This is a genomic window from Lysinibacillus sp. IITD104 (assembly GCF_036698265.2).
Taxonomy (GTDB): Bacteria; Bacillota; Bacilli; order Bacillales_A; family Planococcaceae; genus Lysinibacillus; species Lysinibacillus boronitolerans.
On the sequence record NZ_JBAHYH020000001.1, the window covers coordinates 1,325,514 to 1,349,117 of the forward strand.

Below are 23,604 nucleotides of genomic sequence, written 5' to 3' on the forward strand. Positions count from 1 at the left end.
TATCACAAGTGCAATAAAAGACTGATGGGTTTTTCCATCAGTCTTTTTTGTGTTAGATTAATAGTATCACGGTTTTAAAGGAGTAAGGAATGGGACAAGCATTATTAGCATATATGGGCATTGTATCAATTGTGTTGCTCATTTTAATGGGGATGGATAAATCGCGTGCAAAGAATCATGAGTGGCGTATAGCAGAGCGTACATTATTTACACTAGCCATAGCAGGAGGGGCAGCTGGTGGTGTATTGGGTATGTATTTATTCCGCCACAAAACACGTCATAATCGTTTTGCATTTGGTTTTCCCCTACTAGCAGCTATACAAATTTTTATCATTGTACAGTTGTGGACATAAATGAGAATAATTAAAAACACATCCTCATGATGAGGATGTGTTTCGCATAAGCTGTTCAATAGGCTGCTTCCAATTGATTTTAGCGCTTGGATAGTTCAATAATATTTCTTGCTGTAAATATTCAAAGTCGCTTTTGCTGAAGCCTTGTAATGTTGCAGCATCGCGCGCGCCGACGAAAATGGTTACAACCTCAAATGCATCCTCTGTTGTGCCTAGGTATTTTTCCCCTTCAAAAAGAGCACCCTTATAGGAAATAAAGAAATTTTTTCGGACATTTTTAACGTCATCATAGAAATAATACTGGCCTTTTTCATAGGCTTCATCAAGTTTGCGTTTAGGATCGGTTATATAACGAATCGCTTTGTAAAATACATAGATAATAAGCGCTATTACAGCAAGTCGAATTAGTAACGGCAACATGTTTAAATTTCCCCCTTGAAGAAAGGTTATTCTTTCCTATACGATTAGAAGGGTCAAATAGTTTCACTTTTTATAAAATATTTTTTTGAAATTTAGGAGAAGAAAATGAATTTACAACAATTGTTTACTATGCAAAAAGAGCTGGATGATTTTATCGAGCAAACACAAAATATTCAGCAAGATGTGTTTCAGGAAAAGGGCTTAGCCTTACTAGTGGAGCTAGCTGAGCTTGCTAATGAAACGCGTTGCTTTAAATTTTGGAGCACAAAGGGACCATCAGCACGTGAGGTCATTCTAGAAGAATATGTGGATTCGATTCATTTTATCTTATCTCTTGGCTTATTAAAGGGCTATACATCGATTGAAATGTGGCCTTTCGTAGAAGAAAACAAAGATTTAACGGCTACTTTTTTAGAAACACAAAGTGTTATTTTAGCATTTATTCATCAACCTACAGAGGAGCGTTATTTAGCTATTTGGCAATACTATGGATTACTAGCGTATAATCTCGGTTTTACATTTGAGGATGTGGTTGGTGCTTATCTTGAAAAAAATCAAGAAAATTATCATCGGCAGCGATCAGGTTATTAAATTAAGAAATACACCAATTTTCAGACGATTAAGCTAGGAATATTTCGGTAAACGAAGTATAATAAAATAGATACAAGAAGTAGGAGGAAAAAGGATGACACAACTAGATCCAACATTACAAATGTTTAAAGATTTGACAGATGCGAATGGTATCGCAGGTAATGAACGTGCACCGCGTGAGGTCATGAAAAAATACATTGCACCATATGCAGACACAGTAGAAACAGATAACTTAGGTAGTGTCATTGCTAAAAAAGTTGGCGATGAAAACGGTCCTAAAATTGTCGTAGCAGGACATTTAGATGAAGTAGGCTTCATGGTTACACAAATTGATGACAAAGGCTTTATCAAATTCCAAACAGTAGGTGGCTGGTGGAGCCAAGTTATGCTTGCACAGCGAGTAACGATTACTACACGTAAGGGCGATGAAGTGATTGGGGTTATTGGTTCAAAGCCACCTCATATTTTACCTGCTGATGTACGTAATAAGGTAGTAGACATTAAAGATATGTTTATCGATATTGGTGCAGCTTCTAAAGATGAAGTACTTGAGTGGGGCGTACGTCCTGGCGATATGGTAACACCGTACTTTGAATTTAATGTAATGAAAAATGATAAGTATCTATTAGCTAAAGCTTGGGATAACCGTATCGGCTGTGCAATCGCGATTGATGTTATGAAAGCGTTACAAAATGAAAAGCACCCTAATATTCTTTATTCTGTAGGGAATGTACAAGAAGAAGTTGGACTTCGTGGTGCAAAAACGGCTACACATAAAATTCAACCAGATATTGGATTTGCAGTGGACGTAGGTGTAGCAGGAGATACTCCTGGAGTTACCGCAAAAGAATCAACAAGTAAGATGGGTGCAGGCCCTCAAATCGTTGTGTATGATGCATCGATGGTTTCACACCGTGGCTTACGTGAATTCGTACTAGATGTAGCAGATGAGCACAATATTCCATATCAATTTGAAGCGATGGCTGGCGGTGGTACAGATGCTGGCTCCATCCACGTAACAGCAAATGGCGTACCAGCACTATCTATCGGTATTGCAACACGCTACATCCATTCACATGCAGGTATCCTACATCGTGATGATTATGATAATGCTGTTAAATTAATGGTAGAAGTCATTAAAAAATTAGACCGTGATGCGGTCAATAAAATTACTTTTGATTAAGTAGAAGAAATGGACTTGCCCTCTAACAAATTTGTTAGGGGGCTTTTCGTTGTTTTCAGTATTAAAATTTCTTCCTCTAATACTAATGGTGACAATACTATCCCTAAATAGCGGGTATTCTAAAATGGTCATTTATGCATAAATATTCGTTTAGACGAATTTTTGTCACATTTTATAACAAACGAATAATAATTAAGATTAATTATAAAAATTCAGTTGATTTTATATTTATGCATGTTATACTAATTTCAACAGCAACGATATAAGGAGCGAAGGCTATGAAATTACTCGAAGAAGTACAGTTAAAGTTAGTGTCTAGTTTAAAAGGAAAAGATCTACTAACTTTGCTAGACTATACAAGTCAAGAGGTTCAAGATCTTATAGAATTGGCAACACAGCTTAAAATGATTACAAAAGATGGGAAATGTCCAAGATTACTAGAAGGTAAAACGCTTGGTATGATTTTTGAGAAACATTCAACTCGTACACGTATTTCATTTGAAGTTGGTATGAATCAATTAGGTGGAAAAGGTATGTTTATGCATGCTCGCGATTTACAAATTGGTCGTGGTGAATCGATTTATGATACAGCCCATGTATTATCGGGCTATTTAGATGGTATTATGATTCGTGCAAACTCTCATGAGATGGTGAAGGAGCTTGCAGAGCATGCAGTAATTCCTGTCATCAATGGATTAACGGATATTTATCATCCTTGCCAGGCATTAGCTGATTTAGAGACGATTGCAGAAAATAAAGGCATGTTAAAAGGGCTTAAAATTGCCTATGTAGGAGATGGCAACAATGTAGCACACTCACTCGTAGTAGCTTCAGCACACGTTGGCATGAATGTAGCCGTTGCGACTCCTGTAGGTTATGAATGTGATGGGGAAGTCATCGCAAAAGCACAGGCGATTGCAGCAGCAAATGGCAGTACGATTATGATCACAAATGATCCTGTTGAAGCCGTATTAAATGCAGATGTTGTCTATGCAGACGTTTGGACATCTATGGGTCAAGAGGAAGAGGCAGCAAAACGCTTACAAGACTTTGCTGGCTATCAAATTAATGATGAGCTAGTAGCCTATGCAAAACCAAATTATATGTTCTTGCATTGCTTACCAGCACATCGTGAGGAAGAGGTTGCGACTTCTGTTATTGACGGACCTAATTCTTACATCTTTGAGCAAGCCGAAAATAGATTGCATGCACAAAAGGCAGTATTAGCATCGATTTTAGCTTAAATTTAGACATATGCTTTCTCGAGTTGAGAAGTACGATAGATAGAGTTTACATGGACAACAGAGGGTGTTCATGTGAATAACATACAAGTGGTAGGCAGACAGAGGGATGTTCACCACGTGCGATGTTTGTTGTCAAGATGGATGGCTACATCGCTACATAGCAAAGTAACCTGGGAGACGCTGGGTTGCTTTTTTTCTTTGTCAAAAAATATAAAACATAGTTTTCTTATAAGTTATAGAGAATATAAGAAATTATTTATATAATAGGTTAAATAAGTAATGAAGGGGTGAACTCCTCGTGAATATAGACCATATCGAGGCATTTTTATATGTTGTCCATTACAAAAGTATCCATAAAGCAGCCAATGCATTATTTCTTTCACAGCCAACTGTAACTGCACGTATTAAGTCATTAGAACGAGAACTAGGTGTTGAGTTATTTTACCGAGATAGAAGAAGTGTGAGCGTATCAGAGAAAGGGAAAGATTTTTTACCATTTGCTACACAAATTGTGCAAACATTTCAGCAAGGAAAGAAGCAATTAGAAGAAACGCAGGAGACTGATGAGGTATGTATTGGTGCAAACGGTGTAACAGCTCAGTATTTCTTAGCCTATGCATTGCCTAAATGGAAAGAGCAATTCCCTTATTTGCGTTTTCAATTATTTACAGGTTCCACAGCAAACATTTTAGAAAAGCTACAAAGCCACCAAATTCATCTAGGCTTTATTCAATATGTACATGGGGATGACATTGAGAACGAGCTTTTATTGAACAATACAGTGAAACTTGTTAAACATCGTGATCACCCTTTACAACTACATGAACTCATTCAAGCAAAAGAATTAGCTCAACAGAAAATGGTGTTTTTTGAATGTGGAGCGTTTGATTGGAATTATGTGCATAAAATGTTCGAGGTAGAGGGAGTAGCAGCCAATATTGAAGTACGAACAGATCATTTAGAAGTTGCCAAAGAATTTATCCGGACAAAAGACTATCTAAGCTTTTTACCACATCTTTGTGTCAAAAAGGAACTGGAAAGCGGTGAATTTGTGGAGATAGACGTCAAGCATTTGCTGGATATGAATCAACATATATTTTTAACCTATAAAGAGAAAGAGACGTTGCCATCAGCCTTTTGGCAGACAATTTGTGAAACAGCTAAGCAATTTGAAGGCATGGAAGACACGTATTGATAAAAAATTTTATCACCACATAAAATTTTTTCTATTACTGTACCTATTGCATATCGTCTTAAGGAACGGTAAGATCATTCTCAATCCAACAAAACATACTTAACCACTATGTTTAGTAAAGTAAAAATTGAGGAGGAATTGACATGGCTAGACAGGATAAAATTCGATTTGGAGCAATTATTCATGGGGTAGGAGGAAATATTTCTGGTTGGCGTCATCCAAAGGTGGCGAGCAATCAAAGTGTAAGTTTGCCTTTCTATATTCAACAGGCTCAGAAAGCAGAGCAGGGGAAATTTGATGTAGCATTTATTGCGGATGGTTTATTTATTAACGAAAAATCCATTCCTCATTTTTTAAATCGATTTGAACCGATTACAATCTTATCGGCTTTAGCAGTAGCGACGAAAAACATTGGGTTAGTTGGAACAGTGTCAACCTCCTATAGCGAACCATTTACAGTAGCAAGACAATTCGCTTCATTAGATCATATTAGTGCTGGCCGTGCTGGATGGAATGTTGTAACGACACCATTAGAAAGTACTGCTTTGAACTATAACAAAACAATTGACGAACATCCTAGCCATGCAGAGCGCTATCAAATTGCGGAAGAATACTTAGAGGTTGTCAAAGGCTTATGGGACTCGTGGGATGATGATGCGTTTATTGCAGATGTCAACAAAGATCAATTTTTTGATCCAGAAAAATTACACACATTACATCATAAAGGGCGATATTTTTCAGTCCAAGGACCACTCAATATTGGTCGAACAAAGCAAGGTCAGCCCGTTATTTTCCAGGCTGGGTCGTCTGATGCAGGCATTCGATTAGCTGCAAAAGATGCAGATGCCATTTTCACACATGGGGCATCTATTGAAGAGGCACGGAAATTTTACTCAAGAGTAAAAAAAGAGGTGGCAGCATTTGGACGAAATCCCGAAGAAGTAAAGATTTTTCCAGGTATATCACCAATTATTGGCGATACAGTGGAGGAAGCAGAGGCGAAATATCAAGAAATTGTTGAGTTAGTTTCCATAGACCGTGCTCTTGCTTATCTTGGGCGTTACTTTGACCATCATGATTTTACACAATACGATGTGGATGCACCGTTCCCTGAGCTAGGAGATATTGGAGCCAATAGCTTTAGAAGCACAACCGATTATATTAAACGATATGCTAAGCAAGAGGGTCTGACATTACGTCAAGTCGCTTTACGTGAGGCGACACCAAAAACAGCTTTTTTTGGGACAGCTGAGCAAGTAGCAGATCTTGTACAAGAATGGTTTGAAAAGGAAGCGGCAGATGGCTTTATTATTGGTGTGACAGTTCCTGGTGCTCTCGAAGATTTTGTTGATAAAGTAGTGCCAATTTTGCAAGCAAGGGAGCTTTATCGTAAAGACTATGAGGCGGATACTTTACGCGGGAATTTAGGTTTACCATTCAAGGAAAGTCGCTATGTTAAACAATCTGTCTAAAAACCTAGTAAATTTATTTGAATAAAAGAAATTAGGAGGGGTTGTATGAGTTATACATTAGGCATATTAGATCAAAGCCCTATTATTGAAGGAGCAAGCAATGAACAAACATTACAAAAAACGGTGGCCTTAGCACAACGAGCTGAGCAGTTAGGCTATTCACGTTTTTGGGTATCGGAGCATCATGATACAAAGTCATTAGCAGGCTCTTCTCCAGAAGTATTAGTTTCTTATTTACTTGCCAAAACCAAATCCATTCAAATTGGATCAGGAGGGGTTATGCTACAGCATTATAGCCCCTATAAAGTTGCAGAAAATTTCCACGTACTAGCCTCATTGGAGCCAGGACGTGTAGATTTGGGCATCGGTAAAGCCCCTGGCGGCTTACCACTTTCAACAAAGGCTCTACAATACGGCACACTCAATCAGGGGGAAGATTTTGAAGAGAGATTAACATTCTTACAGCAATTAATTGAGCAATCCATACCAAAAGAGCACGAATTATATGGCATACAAGCAACGCCGATTCCAAAGGCAAAGCCGACATTATTTTTGCTTGGCGCTAGCCCTGAAAGTGCTGCTCTTGCAGGAAAACTAGGCATTGCATTTGTCTTTGCTCGATTTATTAATAGTGATAATGATGTTTTGGCGCAAGCGGCTAGAATCTATCGCAGTCATCATCCAAACGGCACTTTTGCGATTTCCATTGCTGCACTTGCTGCTCCAAGTAAAGAGGAAGCGAAAGAACTAATAGGAGATCAAAAAATTACAAAGGTGCATTTAGCAAGTGGGAGAAGCCTGACGCTACAATCAGTAGAGCAAGCAGAGAAATTTGGTCAGGAATCTGGAGAGGAATATACAGTGGAACAGTATGAGGCTGATATTTTATACGGTACAGCAGAAGACATTAGAGCCAATTTAGATGATTACCATGTACGATTCCAAATTAATGAATTTATTTTGCATACGCCCATCTTGAAGGAATTTGAACGTCAACGTTCGTTTGAGCTTTTAAGTCCTGTCCATTTGCAGTTACAGCAAAAGGTGAAGGTAATCTAAGGAGGTCATGATATGACAAAAAGTTTAGATATAATCATTTGGTCGAAGCAAGGTTGTAGTTATTGCGAGGAAATAAAAGCATATCTACAAGAACGACATATTTCCTACAAAACAGTTGATGTCACGTCTAATGATAATTTTAGAGACATCCTTGATATAAAGTATGGTGTTCGACATGTACCCGTTGTAGAAATTGGTTCAAGTGAAACAGGTATCTATAGAGCCGTAACAGCAATTGGTTTAGAGCATCTACAGAAGGCACTTGCTGTGAATCTACCCTCATATGCATAACAGAAGGAGAGGAATTTTATGAAAAAAATATCATTTTATTTGCTACTTGTGCTAGCAGCACTATTAACAGCATGTGCAAACTCAGAAAAAACAGTTGGTGACGCAAGTGCTCAAAAAACAGCACAGAGCGGCAAGGATGTTCAAAAAATTATTGTTGGTACAGGAACACAGTTTCCAAACATCTGTTTTTTAGACGACAAGGGAAATTTAACTGGTTATGATGTGGAGCTTGTTCGTGCAATTGATGAGAAGCTACCCGAGTATAAGTTTGAATTTAAGACAATGGAATTCTCCAATTTATTACTAAGTTTAGAAACAAGAAAAATAGATTTTATTGCCCATCAAATGGAAGTTAATAGTGAGCGTGAAGAGAAGTTTTTATTTAATAAAGAGCCGTATAATGTTTTCCCATTAAAGGTGACAGTCAACGAGAAAAATAATGCAATTCAATCCATTGAGGATTTAAAAGGGAAAAATGTGAGTGTCTCGCCAACAAGTAACTCAGCTGTCTTTATTGAAAAATATAATAAAGAGCACAATTTAGGAGCAAATATCGTTTATTCTTCTGGCTCAGTTGATGTTAACAATCAACTTGCAACGGGACGAATTGATGCCATTATTACCACACCGTTTGCTGTAAGATACTATAACGAAAGCAATGAGGCACAGCAAAAGGTTGTAGGTGATGCATTATTAAATTCAAAGGTCTATTTTCTACTCAATAAAGATGAAGTGAAGTTACAGCAGCGCTTAGATGAAGCCATCGTTGAATTAAAGAATGAGGGGATAGTGAGTGAGCTTAGTAAAAAGTGGTTGGGTGATGATTATACAGTAGACTTCTAATGAACAGGAAAGGAAGATGGCAGTATGGAAAATAACTTTGATGTCGTGCTAATTGCGAAGGTCATTCCAACATTGCTTCAGTATTTACCCATAACTTTCGAGATTCTAGTATTCTCCATACTTTTTGGTATGATGCTTGGGATTGTGCTAGCCATACCAAAGCTACTTCACATACCGATATTGAAGCAAATTATTACAATCTATATATCCTTTATTCGTGGCACACCCATCTTAGTGCAGTTGTTCTTAGTATTTTACGGTATACCCGCATTGTTAAAGCTCATTCATATTGATGTGACACGAATGGATGCAATGTATTTTGTTATTATTACGTACACATTCAGCAATGCGGCAGCCTTTGCCGAAATATTTCGTGCAGCCATTTTAACCGTTGATCGAGGTCAAATGGAGGCGGCCTATTCAGTAGGCTTAAAAGGATCACAGGCTTTTATGCGAATTGTTTTTCCCCAGGCAATACGTGTTGCTTTTCCAAATATAGCGAATACAATGATTAGTTCATTAAAAGATACATCGTTAGCATTCTCCATCGGTGTAATGGATATGGTGGGGCGGGGAGAAACCTTGATTGCTTCTACAACACGAGCGTTTGAAATCTATGTAGCTTTGTCAATTGTTTACTATGTCATCGTGATTATCCTTGAAAAAGTATTTAAATTTAATGAACGCTATTTTAATCGCTATATGCCAAAGGAGCTTGCTTCACAATAGGGGGAATATGCCATGACCATTGATATCGCTTTTATAGTAGAAGCATTACGAGAAATTAGTAAAGTAATACCGTTAACCTTATTCATGACCATGACACCTATTTTATTAGGGATTGTTATTGGCATCATTGTAGCTTTCGTGCGCATTCAACAAATAAAAATAGTCTCATCTGTACTTAATTTTTATGTTTCCTTTTTTAGAGGAACACCTATCATTATGCATATCATGCTCGTTTATTTTGGCTTGCCAATTCTAGTCGATATTGTAGCTAATCTGCTTCAATTAAAGATACAATCAAACGCTATTCCTATTTTATTTTTTGTCATACTTGCCTTAACACTAAGTGCAGGGGCTTATGCCTCAGAAATTATTCGCTCAGGGATATTAGCTGTACCTAAAGGACAATTAGAAGCAGCTTATGCAATTGGTTTAACATTTCCACAAGCAATGCGACGTTATATTTTACCTCAAGCATTTGGGCAATCTATTCCCAACTTGACGAATGTCTTTATCGGTTTTTTACATGCCACATCATTAGCATTTTTCCTATCCATTAAAGAATTGACGGGTGTAGCAAATATTATTGCTTCCATGAACTTAAAGTTTTTAGAGTCATTTATTGCTGTTGGTATTATTTATTGGGGAATTTCAATCATAGTAGAATGGGTTTCACACCGTATTGAAAAAAGAGTAACAGCCTATAGTAAGGGCGGTTTTTCATCATAGAAAGGGGAAATTAGAATGACAGTAGCGGACATTGTGATTGAACATTTACAAGAGGAAGATTATGCAAGCTATCTTAAAGTTTTAGTTGAGAGCTATGCGCAATATGAAAAGGACTATAAGGACCCAGAGCACTGGCAATCATATTTAAGTGATATCCGTGCTTCGGTTGGTAATCCGAATGCAGAAACAATTCTGATTGCAAAACGCGGTGATGACATATTAGGTGGATTACAACTATTTACTGATGCAGGGAAAGCGTATGGCTTGCCAGAGCTCAATATTCAATCGACGATTGTGCGCTTATTAGGTGTGCATCCAAAAGGAAGAGGGCAAGGGGTTGCTAAGAAATTATTGCATGAAAGTTTTGCCTTTGCTAGAAAGAGACAGGATCAGGCACTTTATTTACATTCAGGTGATATGATGCAGGCTGCCATTAATCTTTACTTATCATTAGGTTTTGTGCGAGATGAGTCGAAGGAATTTTACAAGGGAGATATTTTAGTCAAGAGCTTCCGTTATGATTTATAATGATAAACCCGCTGATGCTCTAGTCAATCAGCGGGTTTAATGTTAATTATAGAGTGAAAATCTTTCCTGGATTCATAATGTTAAGTGGATCAAGTGCTGCTTTTATGCTTTTCATGACGACTAAAGAGCTACCGTGCTCAGTGGCTTGGTATTTCATTTTGCCAATGCCAACACCATGCTCGCCCGTACATGTGCCACCTCGAAGTAAGGCATATTGCACGATTTGTTCATTGAAGCGATCCGCTTTTGCCTGCTCCTCGGTGTCATTTGGATTTAACATTAAAAGTGCATGGAAGTTTCCATCGCCCACGTGGCCAACAAGCCCACCTGCGAGTCCAACATGATCAAGCTGTTCTCGTGCATATAAAATGGTTTCGGCAAGTACAGAGATTGGTACACAGACATCCGTTGACATGAGCTTCTTACCTGGATAAGCATGAATATATGCATAAGCTAAAGAATGTCGTGCTTCCCAAAGCTTATTACGAGCAGCATTATCTTGTTCGAATTCGACGGATAGACAGCTGTAGTCCTCAAAAATTTCTGTAGCAAATGCGATGTCCGCATGCATACCCGCTTCGTTTCCGTGGAATTCTAAAAACAATGTTGGTTTTTCGCTAAAGGATGTATCGTTATAGACATTAGCTTGCTTCATAGAGGATTCATCGACCAATTCCACTCGACCAATTGAAATACCAGCCTGTAATAAGGCTGTAACAGCACTAACAGCATCTCCAACTGTGTCAAAAACAGCTCGCCCCGCTGTCACAAATTCGGGTATACCATATACTTTTAACGTTAACTCCGTAAAGCAGCCAAGTGTTCCTTCTGAGCCGACAAATAGACCATTTAAATGATAACCAGAAGAGGATTTCGCGGCTAAATTACCTGTATGGATGACAGAGCCATCTGCAAGGACAACCTCTAAATCACGAACCTGATCACGCATAACACCGTAACGCACAGCAGTTGTACCACTAGCATTCGTCGCAGCCATCCCACCTAGTGTTGCATCTGCACCTGGATCTACTGTGAATTGTAGTCCGTGTTTTTTTAACTCCTTATTCAGTTGAGAGCGTGTGACGCCAGGCTGAACTTTTACAAGAAGATCGTCAGGGCGAACTTCTAAAATCGTATTCATTTCAGAGAAATCGATAGAAATACCATGTGCAATGGGTATCGAGTTTCCTTCTAGGCTGGAGCCAACACCGAATGGTACAACTGGTACACGTTGTGCATGTGCAATTTTTAAGATGGCACTGACATCAGCTGTGGAACGGGGAAAGACTACGATATCAGGTAAGCTCATCATATGATGAGATTCATCCTTTCCATGTAGCTGTCGTACCGTTTCGTTTGTTGACACTTGTTCTTCTAATAAAACCTGTTTGAGTTGATTGACAAGTAATTCTACTGCAACAGTCATTCCAATCCCTCCAAATTTTCTGATAAATAAAACTTTATCACGCATTTATTGGAAATGGAATGCACTGTTCATTAAAAATCAGTTAGCAAATACTTTTTCTAGTTTTTGAACAAATTCATCTTGTTCAGATGGACTGGATTGTTTCCACCATTTTTCAAAAAACACCCCAAGCCCTGGCAGTAAATGCTCTTCTCCACGATTAATAGCATCTTCCACAATATCTTTGAATTCTGCGGCAGATTGACCATGTACATTCGCTGTGATTGCGTCTCTTATTTGAAAATTCATCTATATCGCCTCCTTAGTAGTAATTTGTCCAACTATCATTTAAATATGTATGAAATACCAAAGAAAATAGATAATTTTTGCAATAACTTGCGGGAATTATGACTAAATATGACAAGCATTTTATTCATTATGCACGAGGAAATGATGAGAATGGGCATTAGCTCTCAAGCAACATGACGGACTAAGATTATGTTACCTAGGAATATTGAACTGTGCACAGTTGATAGGAAGAGTAGCATGTCCATTCAGAACAATCAAAAGCTTTCATTCACACAATCTTTTGAAGAAATTTTAGAGGCAGTGCAACCAATGATTACAGCCATTCTTACGCAGCTTCATATTTACAAGGATTTTGATTACTATCGTCATATTGCTTCCATTGCTGTATGGAGAGCATGGCTAAAAGCAGATTCAGCAAAAGGACAATTTTCTGCTTATCTATATTCTTCGATAAAAGGAGAGATTTTAAATGAGTTATCAAAAGTAAAAAACTATAGAGAACGAATGACTGTTGTGGATGATGAAACAATGAATTATATACTTAGTGAGCAGGAGGAAAGAGACAATCAAAAAAATTCTAACTCTCTTGAAATGATGTTAGCCGAGTTAAAGCAGATAGAAAGGAAAATATTACTGCTTTATTATGTAGAAGGTTACAGTGATCTAGAAATAGCCAATGCACTAGATCTATCTGTTGTTGCTATCAAAAAAAGAAGGGCCAGAATCATCCAAAGGCTGAAACATCAACTTTTCAGAGTGGAATAAAGAACTAAAAATATCAAAAGTATGCTAATATTGAAATAAAATGAATATTAGCATACTTCACATAGGTGCATACAAATTCCGATAAAAGTGTTATGATTTGTAAGAAGTCAAAGAAATATACAATTCAAATTTAAATAATCGAAATAGATAGATAAAATTTCCTAGTGAATGTTTATATAGTAGTATGGAGGGTTTGGAGTGGAGAGATGGTTTAATCAGATAGAGAAAAAAGAGATTTGGTACATGGTATTACCCTTATTACTTGTCATACCATTACTGAGCTTTAGCAATCAAATATACGGTGTTTTCCAAGGTGACATGTATCAAGATATAAAATTGGTGATACAAATATTAATCATTGTTTTTACAATGGCAATTGCGATCCAATCCTATTTAGTATTTTCACACTTATTATCCAATCAAACTTTATACATAGGAAACATGTTTTTCATTATTGCCTTATTAGAATTAGTTAGCTTGTTTTTTAGCCAATCTAGAGAATGGAACTTTATGAACGAGCCCCTACATATATTAATGCGTTTATACTTAGCCATTGGATTTATACTTATTATTTTAAATCCTAAAAAGCGATTAACCATGAATCATCGGATACTGACATATGGTTGTTCGATGCTTTTCGTTCTAGGAAGCGTTTTTCTGGCTTATAATTCAACCAAAATATTGCCTAAAAATTGGTTAGATACGATTGATACTATGGTACACCTAATTGCTATTATTCTTCAAATTTTAACCATTGCTATTGTTAGTACATATGTAAAAAAATTACCGAAGCGTTCCATGTGGTTAATCAGCGCAGCTATTTCCCTTATTGTGAGTGATGTCTTCTTTATCGTTAGTCATGATCAAAGTGCAATATGGGATTTCTCGGCATTAATCTATCAGTTTTTAGCATTCTATTTTTTCCTAAAAGCGATTTATTATACATCTGTGGAAAAACCATTTCAGCAACTGTTGAAAATTAAGAAGGATCTTGAACAATCACAACAGGAGCTTCGATTTCAAGCTTATCATGATGACATTACATTGTTGCCAAATGAACATTTATTACTAAAGACGTTAAAAGAAAATTTACATAATAATAAAGAGCAAAAGGCTATCATTGCCATAGAAATTGATCGCTTTGCGGCGATTCGTTCGTCCATTGGGATAAGTAACTCTAATAAAATGATGAAACTTGTAGCAGAGCGTATTCAAGCGATTGTACCACCTCATTATTTTGCAACTAAACTTCGTGAGGGACAATTTGTTATTTATATTGACCATGTAAAGACCATTGAAGAACTACTACAATTTTGCTTAAATCTCAAAAGTGCCATGACCGATCCTTTACAGGTTCAGTTATTTTCATTGAACGGCAATCTAAATATAGGTATAGCCCTCTACGAGGATCAATGGACAGGTGAAGAGCTATTAATGCATGCACAGTTAGCAATGCGAGAGGCTAGACAAATACCTCAAAGATTTCTTTTTTATAAACCGTATATGTCTAAAGGCATTGCAGATCGAATATTGTTAGAGCAAGACTTACATAATGCGTTAGCCAATAATGAATTTTATTTAGACTATCAACCACAGGTCAACTTAAAAACAGGCACCATTGAATCGGTCGAAGCTTTGGTACGCTGGCGTCATCCAACTCGGGGCTTTGTTCCACCTGATGTCTTTATTCCTATTGCTGAGGAATGTGGCCTTATTATCCCGCTAGGTAAATGGATTTTAGAAACCGCATGCACTCAAGCAAAAATATGGGAGAAACAAGGCTTACCTCCGATGAAAGTGGCAGTGAATTTATCACTTGGCCAGTTATTTCAGCAGGATTTAGTAGAAATGGTACAAGATATTTTACAACGTACCAAATTAGATCCGACATTTTTACAATTAGAAATTACAGAAAGCATGACGATGAACATTGATCAAATGACACAGCTATTACATGAGTTAAAGGCATTAGGCATTCAGATTGCTGTAGATGATTTTGGAACAGGCTATTCTTCTCTATCCTATTTAAAGGAATTTCCAATTGATTGTTTAAAAATTGACCGAACATTTGTAAGAAACGTGCCACATAATCCAAATGATGAAGCACTTGTTTCCATGATTATTTCGATGGCAAAACATTTACGGTTGAAGGTTGTGGCAGAGGGCATTGAAGAAGTGGATCAGTTATCATTTCTAATAGATGGTGGCTGTGATTATATTCAAGGCTATCTATTTAGTAAGCCAATCTCTCCACAGCAAATCACGGATACCTATAAAGATTTACACCATCATGTAGATGAAGTATTAACACAACTTCAATATATTGAGGATTATATTATATAAAAAAGAACCTGCTTATTCCTTTTGAGTAAGCAGGTTCTTGCTGTTTAATGAATGAGATATTCTTCTTTTAATTCGGATATAGCTACTTCAGATCGCTCTTCTAAAGAACGGCGTAGATGAACTGTCGCTGTTTTTTCATCATCGTGGAGCTGATCGATCCAGATGGAAACACCATTATAGCTCACTTCAAATTCTAAAGGTGAGGCGACAATTTCTTGTGCACGCTGAAAATCCAACTGAAGCCCCCCTTATTTTTTCTGCTTATTTTTATTTTGCGTGACTGTATTAATTAGCTCCATAAACTCTTGAGAAAATTCCTCACTCACCTTGTTTGGTGCAATCTTTTGGTTTTTTGGCGTTTGAGGTAACGAGCCTTTATTATTGCTTTGACCTTGTTTATTGTCTCTTCCCATGTGAGTTGCTCCTTTCCTGTTGATATAAATTAATATGGCTTTGAAATGAACTTTTTATCCCGCATCACAGATAGCACTTCACAAGGAAAAATTCGCATAGCTCTTTGTTTATTGCGAACAATAATGAGTATTAAGATTTTTTAACAGAAAAATTATCATTTAATAAAACCCAATTTTGAGGAAACGGGAATCCTAATGCCCAATAACTAATGCCACGTAAATTGTAATGTTTAGTCATGTCGAATTTGGCTTGTGCGCTTCTCGCATCTTCAAACCATACCTCATGCTGCCTTCCTTGCTCATCAACATATCGATAAAAGGGAGATTGTGCAGTTGGATCATATTGGATTGTTGCCCCGTACTTGATGGCCCTATTGAGTGCTTCCTGAGGGCTAAACGTTTCGGCTTCTTGGCCTTTGACATGAGGTAAGAGCCAATCACGCGCATACAGCTCAAAACCCAATAGGATTTTATCAGCTGGTATTTCAGTTAAAGCATACTCCACGACTCTGCGCATTTCATTAATGGGGGAAATAGCTTGTGGGGGGCCGAGACGATAGCCCCATTCATATGTCATTAATACAACAAAATCTGCTATTCTCCCATGTGCTTCGTAATCATGTGCCTCATATAATGTCCCTTTTTGTGAAGAACTTGTTTTAGGTGCGAGCGCTGTTGAAACCAAATAGCCCTTTGGATGAAGTGTATCCACAGCCAATTGAATAAAGGCATTGAAATTTTCGCGATCAGCAGGTAAAACATTTTCAAAATCAATATTTAATACTTGATAACCTTTATCTTGCATCACCTGTAACACATTATTCATGACCTTTTTACGTAACTCTGCATTGGACAAGACGACATGTGCTAAATTAGAGCCTTCTTCTGTAGAAGTAAAATTAGTGAGCGTTAACATAGGGATGATATGTTTAGCCTTTGCTGCCGCTATCATATTTTCATCATTAATGGGCTGTAATGTCCCATCTTCCTTCATTTTATAAGCAAAAGGGCTAAAATAAGTCAGTAGATGACCAATAGCATTAATGGAGTCTACAGCTTCTTCTGTAGGTTGGTAGGAATAAGCATTGACTTCAATCATTGGTAATTTTCTTGGGATCATCAATTGGGAACCGACATAAAGCATATCGGGATTGTTTATTTTATTTTCTACAGCAATGGCTTGAACGGTCGTACCATAGCGCTGTGCTATTTGCCATAAAGTTTCTCCGGGCTGCACGATATGAACAATGGGAGGAATAATTAATTTCGTTCCTGGTGTTAATTGATCGGGATTTGTTAGATGATTTTCTAATATGATAGATTGCAAGGGAACGCTAAATTTCTGTGCGATGGACCATAACGTATCTCCTTTTTGAACCGTATAAATTGTATAAGGAGAAGGGATAACCAGTGATTGTCCGATGGCTAATTGATCAGGAGTAGCTAATGCATTTAATTGACTAATAGATTGAACGGGTACAGCATAACGATTAGCGATTTGCCACAGTGTTTCGCCAGCACTTACCACGTGGATAAGCATAGAACACCTCCATCACGATCTTATTAGTGCATCATATGTTTCAAGTGTGAAAAAGAGTATTTTAGTATGTGTCCAGTAAAATAGTTGAAATGTCAAATTCTTTCTCAATGAGTTGCATAGGATAAGTATCATTGTGAGAAAGGGGCTTGATGTTGAAAAAGGCGAAGCTCACAGGAAGAATCGTCACGCCTGAAGATTTGGATTATGAACAAGCGAGAACGAATAATAATTTAAATAATCCCAAATATCCGAGTGTCATTGTGTTTTGTCAAGAAACGAAAGATGTGGTTAATGCCTTAAAATGGGCTAGAGAAAACAATGAACCTTTCAGAATTCGAAGCGGTCGTCATAGCTATGAAAATTTTTCTTTAGTAAATAAAGGACTTGTCATTGATGTAAGTGATATGAACGATATTTCGGTAAATCTCTCAGAAATGACGGCTAGGATTGATGCTGGAGCGAATATGGGAAATGTATACCGTACATTATGGGCGCATGGTGTTACCATTCCTGCTGGTACAGAAAGTAGTGTTGGAGTGGTCGGTTTGACACTTGGTGGGGGGATTGGAATGCTATCACGACCGTTTGGGTTAACTTGTGACAATCTTATAGAAATCGAAACGGTGGTTGCGAGTGAACATAAGGGTGCTCAGGTAATCAGAGCCAATAAGCAACAACATCATGATCTGTTTTGGGCAAGTCGTGGTGGAGGTGGGGGCAATTTTGGTATAGTCACTTCTTTGACATTCAAGCTTCATGCGATTAATGAGGTATCACTTTTCTCTATAACATGGGGATGGGATGATTTTGAAGTGGCCTTTGATGCATGGCAAAAATGGGCTCCCTATACAGATAAGCGTCTAACCTCACAGATTGAACTAAAAACAAAGGAAGTAGGTGAAATAGTCGCACAAGGTGAGTTCATAGGAACAGCAGCTGAATTAAAGAAATTGCTTCGCCCTCTTAGGAAAACAGGCATGCCAACAAGTATTTGGATAAAGGAAGTGCCATATATCAAGGCAGTAGAATTTTTTGATTTACCAAGTGGCAATCAGCCTGCTCTTCGAAAAAGATCTGGCTCATTTTTGGAGAGACCGTTTCCATATAAGGCGATTCAACGAATGAAAGAATTTTTAGCCCATGCACCTAATTTAAATACAACGATCTGGCAACAGTCTTTAAGAGGAGCGGTCGGTGAAATTGCTCCCCAGCATACTGCCTATTACTATCGCAATGCGATAATAGCCCAAGAATATAATACTTCCTGGAAAAACCCGAAAGAGGAAGAACAAAATATTAGGTGGGTAGAAAATTTACGTCGAGCATTATCACCTTATACGGCTGGTGATTATGTCAATTTTCCGGATCGATTTATTCAGGACTGGCATACAGCCTATTACGGACGTAATTTTAGAAGGCTTCGTGAAGTGAAAACAAAATATGATCCGTATAACGTATTTCAATTTCCGCAGAGTATCCCACCTATTAGAAAGTGGCTGTAGCTGGAGAAGGGGGCAGGTGAAGAGCCACTCCTGCTCCTTTTTGATTTTCACGTTTTAGCTTGATAAATACTGTTTAAGGGGTCACAATAAAACTATTACATATATTTCTAAAAGGATTGATTGGGATGGAAAATATTGTTGTTCGTAATAATGTAACAATACTCGGACAAGGAGATCAACCGCTTATTTTTGCACATGGATTTGGTTGTGATCAAAATATGTGGCGTTTCATTACGCCTGCTTTTATGGACAAATATCAGATTATATTATTCGATTATGTAGGCTCAGGTAACTCAGATATAAATGCCTATTCATCAGAAAAATATCAATCGTTACAGGGCTATGTACAAGATATATTGGACATTATTGAAACGCTATCATTACAAAATAGTATTTTTGTAGGGCATTCCATTAGTGCCATGATAGGACTGCTCGCATCTATCCAGCACCCTGACTATTTTAAGAAATTGATTATGATTGGTCCTTCTCCGTGTTATTTAAATGATGATGGTTATCGAGGGGGATTTGAGCGAAGTGATATAGCGGAGTTATTAGAAATGATGGAAATGAACTTTACAGGTTGGGCTAGCTATATGGCACCTATTGCTATGAGTAATCCTGAACAGCCAGCATTAACACAGGAACTGAAGCAAACCTTTATAGCAGCAGACCCTATCATTGCAAAAGAATTTGCTGAGGTTACTTTTTTATCTGATCATCGAAGTGAATTACCAAAGGTCTCAATTCCTTCGTTAATTATCCAATGCTCGGAAGATAGTATTGTGCCAATTGGTGTGGGAGACTATTTGCATCAGCATCTCAAAAATAGCACGTTACAATTACTGGAAGCAAAGGGTCATTACCCACATATTAGTCACCCAAATGAAACGATACAATGTATCGCCGATTTTTTGTAGGGAAAAATGAAAGGATTTTCAACAATGGAAAAACGACTCAACAATGCACCATGTGGATTTCTTTCCATCACACATGAAGGGCTTATTTCAGAAATCAATCAAACCCTTGTAGATTGGATCGGCTATGAGCAAGAGGAATTATTACATAGGCATCTAGAAATTCTTCTATCTACGCCCAATAAGATGATTTTTCATTCTTATTTTTATCCTATGATTAATCTAGAGGGGCGAGTAGAGGAATTATTCATTCATCTCAAACAGAAGGACGGAATGTCGCTTCCGTTTTTAATGAATGCTAAATTGTACAAAGAGGATATGGTAGAGCGCATTGATTGTATTTTAGTAAAGATGAAAAAGCGCATAGATTATGAACAGGAATTACGATCAGCCAAAAAACTACTTGAGGCTGCCTACCAAGAAAAGGATCATGCATTAGCTAATTTGGAGCAAATTCATGTAGAAATAGAACATCAGCAGGCGAAATTATTGGAAATGAATGCTGCTTTAGTAGAATTATCAATGACTGATAAACTGACTGGCTTGAAAAACAGGAGATTTTTTCAGGAACAACTCGAACATCATTTTAATCGTTTTCATGAGACTGCAGAGCCTTTTTCGTTATGTATTTTAGATATCGATCATTTCAAAAAGGTTAATGATACATATGGTCATCAAGTTGGAGACGATGTTCTCGTTCAATTGGCACAACTATTACAAAGCCAAGTACGTCTAGAAGATATCGTCGCTCGTTATGGTGGGGAGGAGTTTATTATCCTCTTACCAGAAACCGAAATACATGTGGCAAAAAAAATCGGCGAAAAAATTAGACACACCGTGGAGCAGGATGGTTGGCCAACAGGTCGTCTTACGATCAGTATGGGAATTGCCACTGTAACTTCAGAAGATACAGAGACGACATTGATAAAAAAAGCAGATGAAGCATTGTATGGATCGAAAGAGCATGGACGAAACAAAGTCACTCATTTTCATGAGATAAAGTGAATCGTTTTTACAATTCGTCTACTAATTTTTGGATAGAAGGAAGATCTGCTGGAGCAAATGGAAGGTTAAGCAATTGGTTGCGGGGAACCCATCTTGCTTCAGCATGTTCTAGTATTTGAGGTGTGCCGTTTATAATAGTAGCTTTGTATGTTTCTAAGTGAACGAAAAATTGTTCGTATTCATGGAGTGTTACGGCCACTTGCTTACCTACTTGAATCATACAGTTAAACTCCTCAAGGATTTCTCGATAAAGTGCCTGTTCTGGTGTTTCGCCCTGCTCTATTTTACCGCCAGGGAATTCCCAATAATTTGCTAATATCATTTGGGGATTTCTTAAAGCACAGAAAATTTCTTGTTGTTCATTTTCAATAATAGCCCCTACTACATGTATTGTTTTTTTCATTTAGATTCCTCACTTTGTGTCTTCATTAGATATGTATAATTATAGCATGTTTAAGTTGTACGCCACTTGCCACCACAGGAAAATAACAGTTTTCTTACTTAGCTATGAAATTTGCCATTTCGTAGGGTATAATAGTGGTCAATATATAGGAAAAAGGCGGTAAGAGGTAGCGATGAAGAGAATTGAATCTACGCAAAATGCGTTAGTGAAATATTGGAAAAAGTTAGCGACAACAAGAAAAGAGCGTGAACGTTCGGGTGAATTCCTAGTAGAGGGCTTTCATCTTGTTGAAGAAGCATTAAAAAATAAAAACCAAGTATTACAAATTATAGTGCGTGAAGGTATCGATTTGCCAATGTTATGGCCAATTGATGATGTAGCTATTGTAGAGGTATCGACTGCGGTAGCAAAGGAATTTGCAGAGACAGAAACCTCTCAAGGTGTTTTTGCTGTATGTAAACAGCCCATCTTAGAGGATAATGTGATGACCACTTGGCGAAAAGTGTTATTAATTGATGCTGTCCAAGATCCTGGAAACATCGGAACAATGATTCGTACAGCGGATGCAGCAGGTTTAGATGCTGTAATTTTAGGAAAAGGAAGTGCGGATATTTATAATCCTAAAACACTACGTGCTGCTCAAGGCTCACATTTCCATATTCCAGTAGTGCGTGGAGATTTAGCAGAATGGATTGATTTACTACAGGATCAAGGTGTACCAGTATTTGGTACTGCATTGGATGAGGAGGCGGTGCCGTATAGCGATATTCAGCATACAGGTGCATTTGCGATTATCATGGGGAATGAAGGAAGTGGCATTCAGCCTCAGTTATTAGCAATGACAGATCAAAATATGATCATTCCTCTTTTTGGACAGGCTGAATCATTAAATGTAGCAGTAGCAACAGGTATTGTTTTATATGGCTTTGCTAAGTAATTGACAGATCGTTATGGGATTGAGGCAGTTGTCTCTTGATTTGCCACAGTCCATTATTGTATAATTTATTCTAAAATGTATGTTTAAATAATAAATGCTTTGACCGAGAAGTAGTAAAGATTGTGAATGGACAACAGGGAGCGTCGGCCACAGATTGAGAGCCAGCGCCGTACCAATGCAGTTTTGAATTCAGCTCGCGAGCAGCTACCGGGACCAGTGTGATGCTGTAAAGGTAAGCCGGCTTTATCAAGTCGTTATGTTAATGAAGTGATTGTAAGGATTTGTCTTGCAATAACTAGGGTGGTACCGCGAAAATGTCCTCGTCCCTTTTTAGGGGCGAGTTTTTTTATGCCTAAAATGCAGGCATTTATTTTCTAAGGAGGTTTTAACATGGAAGAGCAATTAAAACAATTAGAGCAAGAAGCACTTGCTAAAATTGAAGCAGCTGCAAATTTAAAAGAATTGAATGAAGTACGTGTTGCGTACTTAGGAAAAAAAGGACCTATCACAGATTTACTAAAAGGGATGGGGAAATTATCAGCTGAAGAACGTCCGAAAATGGGTGCTTTAGTGAATAATGTTCGTGAAAACGTAACGGCGGTATTAGAAACAAAGATAACGGTTTTAGAAGAAGCGGCTATTGCTGAAAAATTAGCAAGTGAGTCGATTGATGTCACTTTACCAGGTCGTGAAATTAAAGTGGGGAACCGTCACCCTTTAACTCGTGTCATTGAAGAAATTGAAGATTTATTTATCGGAATGGGCTATGAAATTGCTGAAGGCCCAGAAGTTGAGAAGGATTACTATAATTTTGAAGCACTAAATTTACCAAAAGGACATCCAGCTCGTGATATGCAAGATTCGTTCTATATTTCCGAGGAAATATTATTACGTACGCATACTTCACCAGTGCAGGCTCGTACTATGGAAGCCAAAAAAGGCGAATCGATTCGCATAATTTGTCCTGGTAAAGTATTCCGTCGTGATAATGATGATGCAACACATTCACATCAGTTTATGCAAATTGAAGGTTTAGTCATTGGCGAAAACATTCGCATGAGTGACCTCAAAGGAACATTAGATACTTTAGCGAAAAAAATGTTTGGTGCAGACCGCGAAATTCGACTGCGTCCGAGCTTCTTCCCATTTACTGAGCCATCAGTAGAAATGGATATCTCTTGTTTCAAGTGTGGTGGAGCAGGCTGTAACGTATGTAAGGGCACAGGCTGGATTGAGATTCTAGGAGCAGGTATGGTGCATCCAAACGTATTAGAAATGGCTGGCTATGATCCAAAGAAAGTTTCTGGATTTGCATTTGGTATTGGTGCAGAACGTATTGCGATGTTGAAATATGGTGTTGACGATATTCGTCATTTCTATACAAGTGACACTCGCTTCTTATCACAATTCGAGCGAACAGAAGCGTAAGGGGGA

Annotated in this window: 26 protein-coding genes; 19 read left to right on the forward strand and 7 right to left on the reverse strand. The window is 37.7% G+C overall.

The genetic code is table 11. The annotated features are described in order from the left end of the window. The first annotated feature begins 89 nt into the window (after nt 1-89). Nucleotides 90-353, forward strand: a complete 264-nt coding sequence (locus V1L66_RS06725; protein ID WP_016994854.1) for a DUF1294 domain-containing protein — start codon at nt 90-92, stop codon at nt 351-353. A gap of 24 nt (nt 354-377) precedes the next feature. Here V1L66_RS06725 and V1L66_RS06730 read toward each other — a convergent pair whose 3' ends face one another. Next, nucleotides 378-773 carry a hypothetical protein gene (locus V1L66_RS06730; RefSeq protein ID WP_016994855.1) on the reverse strand — a complete coding sequence of 132 codons (396 nt, stop codon included), beginning with the start codon at nt 771-773 and terminating at the stop codon, nt 378-380. A 105-nt stretch (nt 774-878) separates the two neighbouring features. On the opposite strand from V1L66_RS06730, the gene V1L66_RS06735 reads away from it, so the two are divergent. The 11 genes from V1L66_RS06735 to V1L66_RS06785 all read left to right on the forward strand — a co-directional run bounded on the left by V1L66_RS06735 (nt 879) and on the right by V1L66_RS06785 (nt 10,634). After that, nucleotides 879-1,364 carry a dUTP diphosphatase gene (locus V1L66_RS06735; RefSeq protein ID WP_054549960.1) on the forward strand — a complete coding sequence of 162 codons (486 nt, stop codon included), beginning with the start codon at nt 879-881 and terminating at the stop codon, nt 1,362-1,364. Between the two features lie 94 nt (nt 1,365-1,458). Beyond that, nucleotides 1,459-2,547, forward strand: a complete 1,089-nt coding sequence (locus tag V1L66_RS06740) for a M42 family metallopeptidase (protein ID WP_016994857.1) — start codon at nt 1,459-1,461, stop codon at nt 2,545-2,547. A gap of 278 nt (nt 2,548-2,825) precedes the next feature. Continuing rightward, a complete protein-coding gene (gene argF / locus V1L66_RS06745) occupies nt 2,826-3,791 on the forward strand; it encodes an ornithine carbamoyltransferase (protein ID WP_333005086.1) in 966 nt (321 codons plus the stop codon). Nucleotides 3,792-4,089: 298 nt separating this feature from the next. After that, complete coding sequence (locus V1L66_RS06750) at nt 4,090-4,986, forward strand: LysR family transcriptional regulator (protein ID WP_333005087.1); 897 nt, start codon at nt 4,090-4,092, stop codon at nt 4,984-4,986. Between the two features lie 143 nt (nt 4,987-5,129). Then, on the forward strand, nt 5,130-6,458 hold the full coding sequence (locus V1L66_RS06755) for an LLM class flavin-dependent oxidoreductase (protein WP_312123712.1): 1,329 nt from the start codon (nt 5,130-5,132) through the stop codon (nt 6,456-6,458). Nucleotides 6,459-6,503: 45 nt separating this feature from the next. After that, the gene (locus V1L66_RS06760) at nt 6,504-7,517 is read left to right on the forward strand and encodes an LLM class flavin-dependent oxidoreductase (RefSeq protein WP_333005088.1); all 1,014 of its coding nucleotides are present in this window, start codon (nt 6,504-6,506) and stop codon (nt 7,515-7,517) included. 12 nt (nt 7,518-7,529) lie between these two features. Then, nucleotides 7,530-7,808, forward strand: coding sequence for a glutaredoxin family protein (locus tag V1L66_RS06765; RefSeq protein ID WP_004226351.1), 279 nt, complete (start codon nt 7,530-7,532; stop codon nt 7,806-7,808). Nucleotides 7,809-7,826: 18 nt separating this feature from the next. Further along, nucleotides 7,827-8,651, forward strand: a complete 825-nt coding sequence (locus V1L66_RS06770; RefSeq protein WP_333005090.1) for a transporter substrate-binding domain-containing protein — start codon at nt 7,827-7,829, stop codon at nt 8,649-8,651. Nucleotides 8,652-8,675: 24 nt separating this feature from the next. Then, on the forward strand, nt 8,676-9,380 hold the full coding sequence (locus V1L66_RS06775) for an amino acid ABC transporter permease (protein WP_258859378.1): 705 nt from the start codon (nt 8,676-8,678) through the stop codon (nt 9,378-9,380). Nucleotides 9,381-9,392: 12 nt separating this feature from the next. Continuing rightward, nucleotides 9,393-10,106 carry an amino acid ABC transporter permease gene (locus V1L66_RS06780; protein WP_333005091.1) on the forward strand — a complete coding sequence of 238 codons (714 nt, stop codon included), beginning with the start codon at nt 9,393-9,395 and terminating at the stop codon, nt 10,104-10,106. Between the two features lie 15 nt (nt 10,107-10,121). Further along, a complete protein-coding gene (locus V1L66_RS06785; protein WP_258859380.1) occupies nt 10,122-10,634 on the forward strand; it encodes a GNAT family N-acetyltransferase in 513 nt (170 codons plus the stop codon). Nucleotides 10,635-10,680: 46 nt separating this feature from the next. On the opposite strand, the gene V1L66_RS06790 is transcribed toward V1L66_RS06785, so the two are convergent. Next, nucleotides 10,681-12,060, reverse strand: coding sequence for an FAD-linked oxidase C-terminal domain-containing protein (locus V1L66_RS06790; protein WP_333005093.1), 1,380 nt, complete (start codon nt 12,058-12,060; stop codon nt 10,681-10,683). 78 nt (nt 12,061-12,138) lie between these two features. Then, nucleotides 12,139-12,348 carry a small acid-soluble spore protein SspI gene (gene sspI / locus V1L66_RS06795; RefSeq protein ID WP_004226361.1) on the reverse strand — a complete coding sequence of 70 codons (210 nt, stop codon included), beginning with the start codon at nt 12,346-12,348 and terminating at the stop codon, nt 12,139-12,141. A 237-nt stretch (nt 12,349-12,585) separates the two neighbouring features. Here sspI and V1L66_RS06800 point away from each other — a divergent pair, with 237 nt between their 5' ends. Beyond that, nucleotides 12,586-13,113, forward strand: a complete 528-nt coding sequence (locus tag V1L66_RS06800; protein ID WP_333005095.1) for a sigma-70 family RNA polymerase sigma factor — start codon at nt 12,586-12,588, stop codon at nt 13,111-13,113. Between the two features lie 198 nt (nt 13,114-13,311). After that, nucleotides 13,312-15,456, forward strand: coding sequence for an EAL domain-containing protein (locus V1L66_RS06805; RefSeq protein WP_244905039.1), 2,145 nt, complete (start codon nt 13,312-13,314; stop codon nt 15,454-15,456). A 44-nt stretch (nt 15,457-15,500) separates the two neighbouring features. Here V1L66_RS06805 and V1L66_RS06810 read toward each other — a convergent pair whose 3' ends face one another. From V1L66_RS06810 to V1L66_RS06820, 3 genes are all read right to left on the reverse strand, one after another. Next, the gene (locus tag V1L66_RS06810) at nt 15,501-15,692 is read right to left on the reverse strand and encodes an H-type small acid-soluble spore protein (RefSeq protein ID WP_016994871.1); all 192 of its coding nucleotides are present in this window, start codon (nt 15,690-15,692) and stop codon (nt 15,501-15,503) included. Between the two features lie 12 nt (nt 15,693-15,704). After that, on the reverse strand, nt 15,705-15,869 hold the full coding sequence (locus V1L66_RS06815) for a YfhD family protein (protein WP_004226371.1): 165 nt from the start codon (nt 15,867-15,869) through the stop codon (nt 15,705-15,707). A 130-nt stretch (nt 15,870-15,999) separates the two neighbouring features. Then, entirely contained in the window at nt 16,000-17,409 is a 1,410-nt protein-coding gene (locus V1L66_RS06820; protein WP_333005101.1) for a LysM peptidoglycan-binding domain-containing protein, read from the reverse strand. 152 nt (nt 17,410-17,561) lie between these two features. Between V1L66_RS06820 and V1L66_RS06825 the strand changes: the two genes are divergently transcribed. The 3 genes from V1L66_RS06825 to V1L66_RS06835 all read left to right on the forward strand — a co-directional run bounded on the left by V1L66_RS06825 (nt 17,562) and on the right by V1L66_RS06835 (nt 20,830). After that, nucleotides 17,562-18,911 carry an FAD-binding oxidoreductase gene (locus V1L66_RS06825; RefSeq protein ID WP_036078304.1) on the forward strand — a complete coding sequence of 450 codons (1,350 nt, stop codon included), beginning with the start codon at nt 17,562-17,564 and terminating at the stop codon, nt 18,909-18,911. A 125-nt stretch (nt 18,912-19,036) separates the two neighbouring features. Beyond that, nucleotides 19,037-19,828, forward strand: a complete 792-nt coding sequence (locus tag V1L66_RS06830; RefSeq protein WP_016994873.1) for an alpha/beta fold hydrolase — start codon at nt 19,037-19,039, stop codon at nt 19,826-19,828. A gap of 24 nt (nt 19,829-19,852) precedes the next feature. After that, nucleotides 19,853-20,830: a diguanylate cyclase gene (locus V1L66_RS06835; protein WP_333005103.1), complete on the forward strand. Its 978-nt coding sequence runs from the start codon at nt 19,853-19,855 to the stop codon at nt 20,828-20,830. A 7-nt stretch (nt 20,831-20,837) separates the two neighbouring features. On the opposite strand, the gene V1L66_RS06840 is transcribed toward V1L66_RS06835, so the two are convergent. Further along, nucleotides 20,838-21,233, reverse strand: coding sequence for a (deoxy)nucleoside triphosphate pyrophosphohydrolase (locus tag V1L66_RS06840; RefSeq protein WP_258859387.1), 396 nt, complete (start codon nt 21,231-21,233; stop codon nt 20,838-20,840). Nucleotides 21,234-21,405: 172 nt separating this feature from the next. On the opposite strand from V1L66_RS06840, the gene V1L66_RS06845 reads away from it, so the two are divergent. Then, a complete protein-coding gene (locus V1L66_RS06845; protein ID WP_333005106.1) occupies nt 21,406-22,170 on the forward strand; it encodes an RNA methyltransferase in 765 nt (254 codons plus the stop codon). A 390-nt stretch (nt 22,171-22,560) separates the two neighbouring features. After that, nucleotides 22,561-23,598 carry a phenylalanine--tRNA ligase subunit alpha gene (pheS, locus tag V1L66_RS06850; RefSeq protein ID WP_004226385.1) on the forward strand — a complete coding sequence of 346 codons (1,038 nt, stop codon included), beginning with the start codon at nt 22,561-22,563 and terminating at the stop codon, nt 23,596-23,598. Nucleotides 23,599-23,604 lie beyond the last annotated feature (6 nt).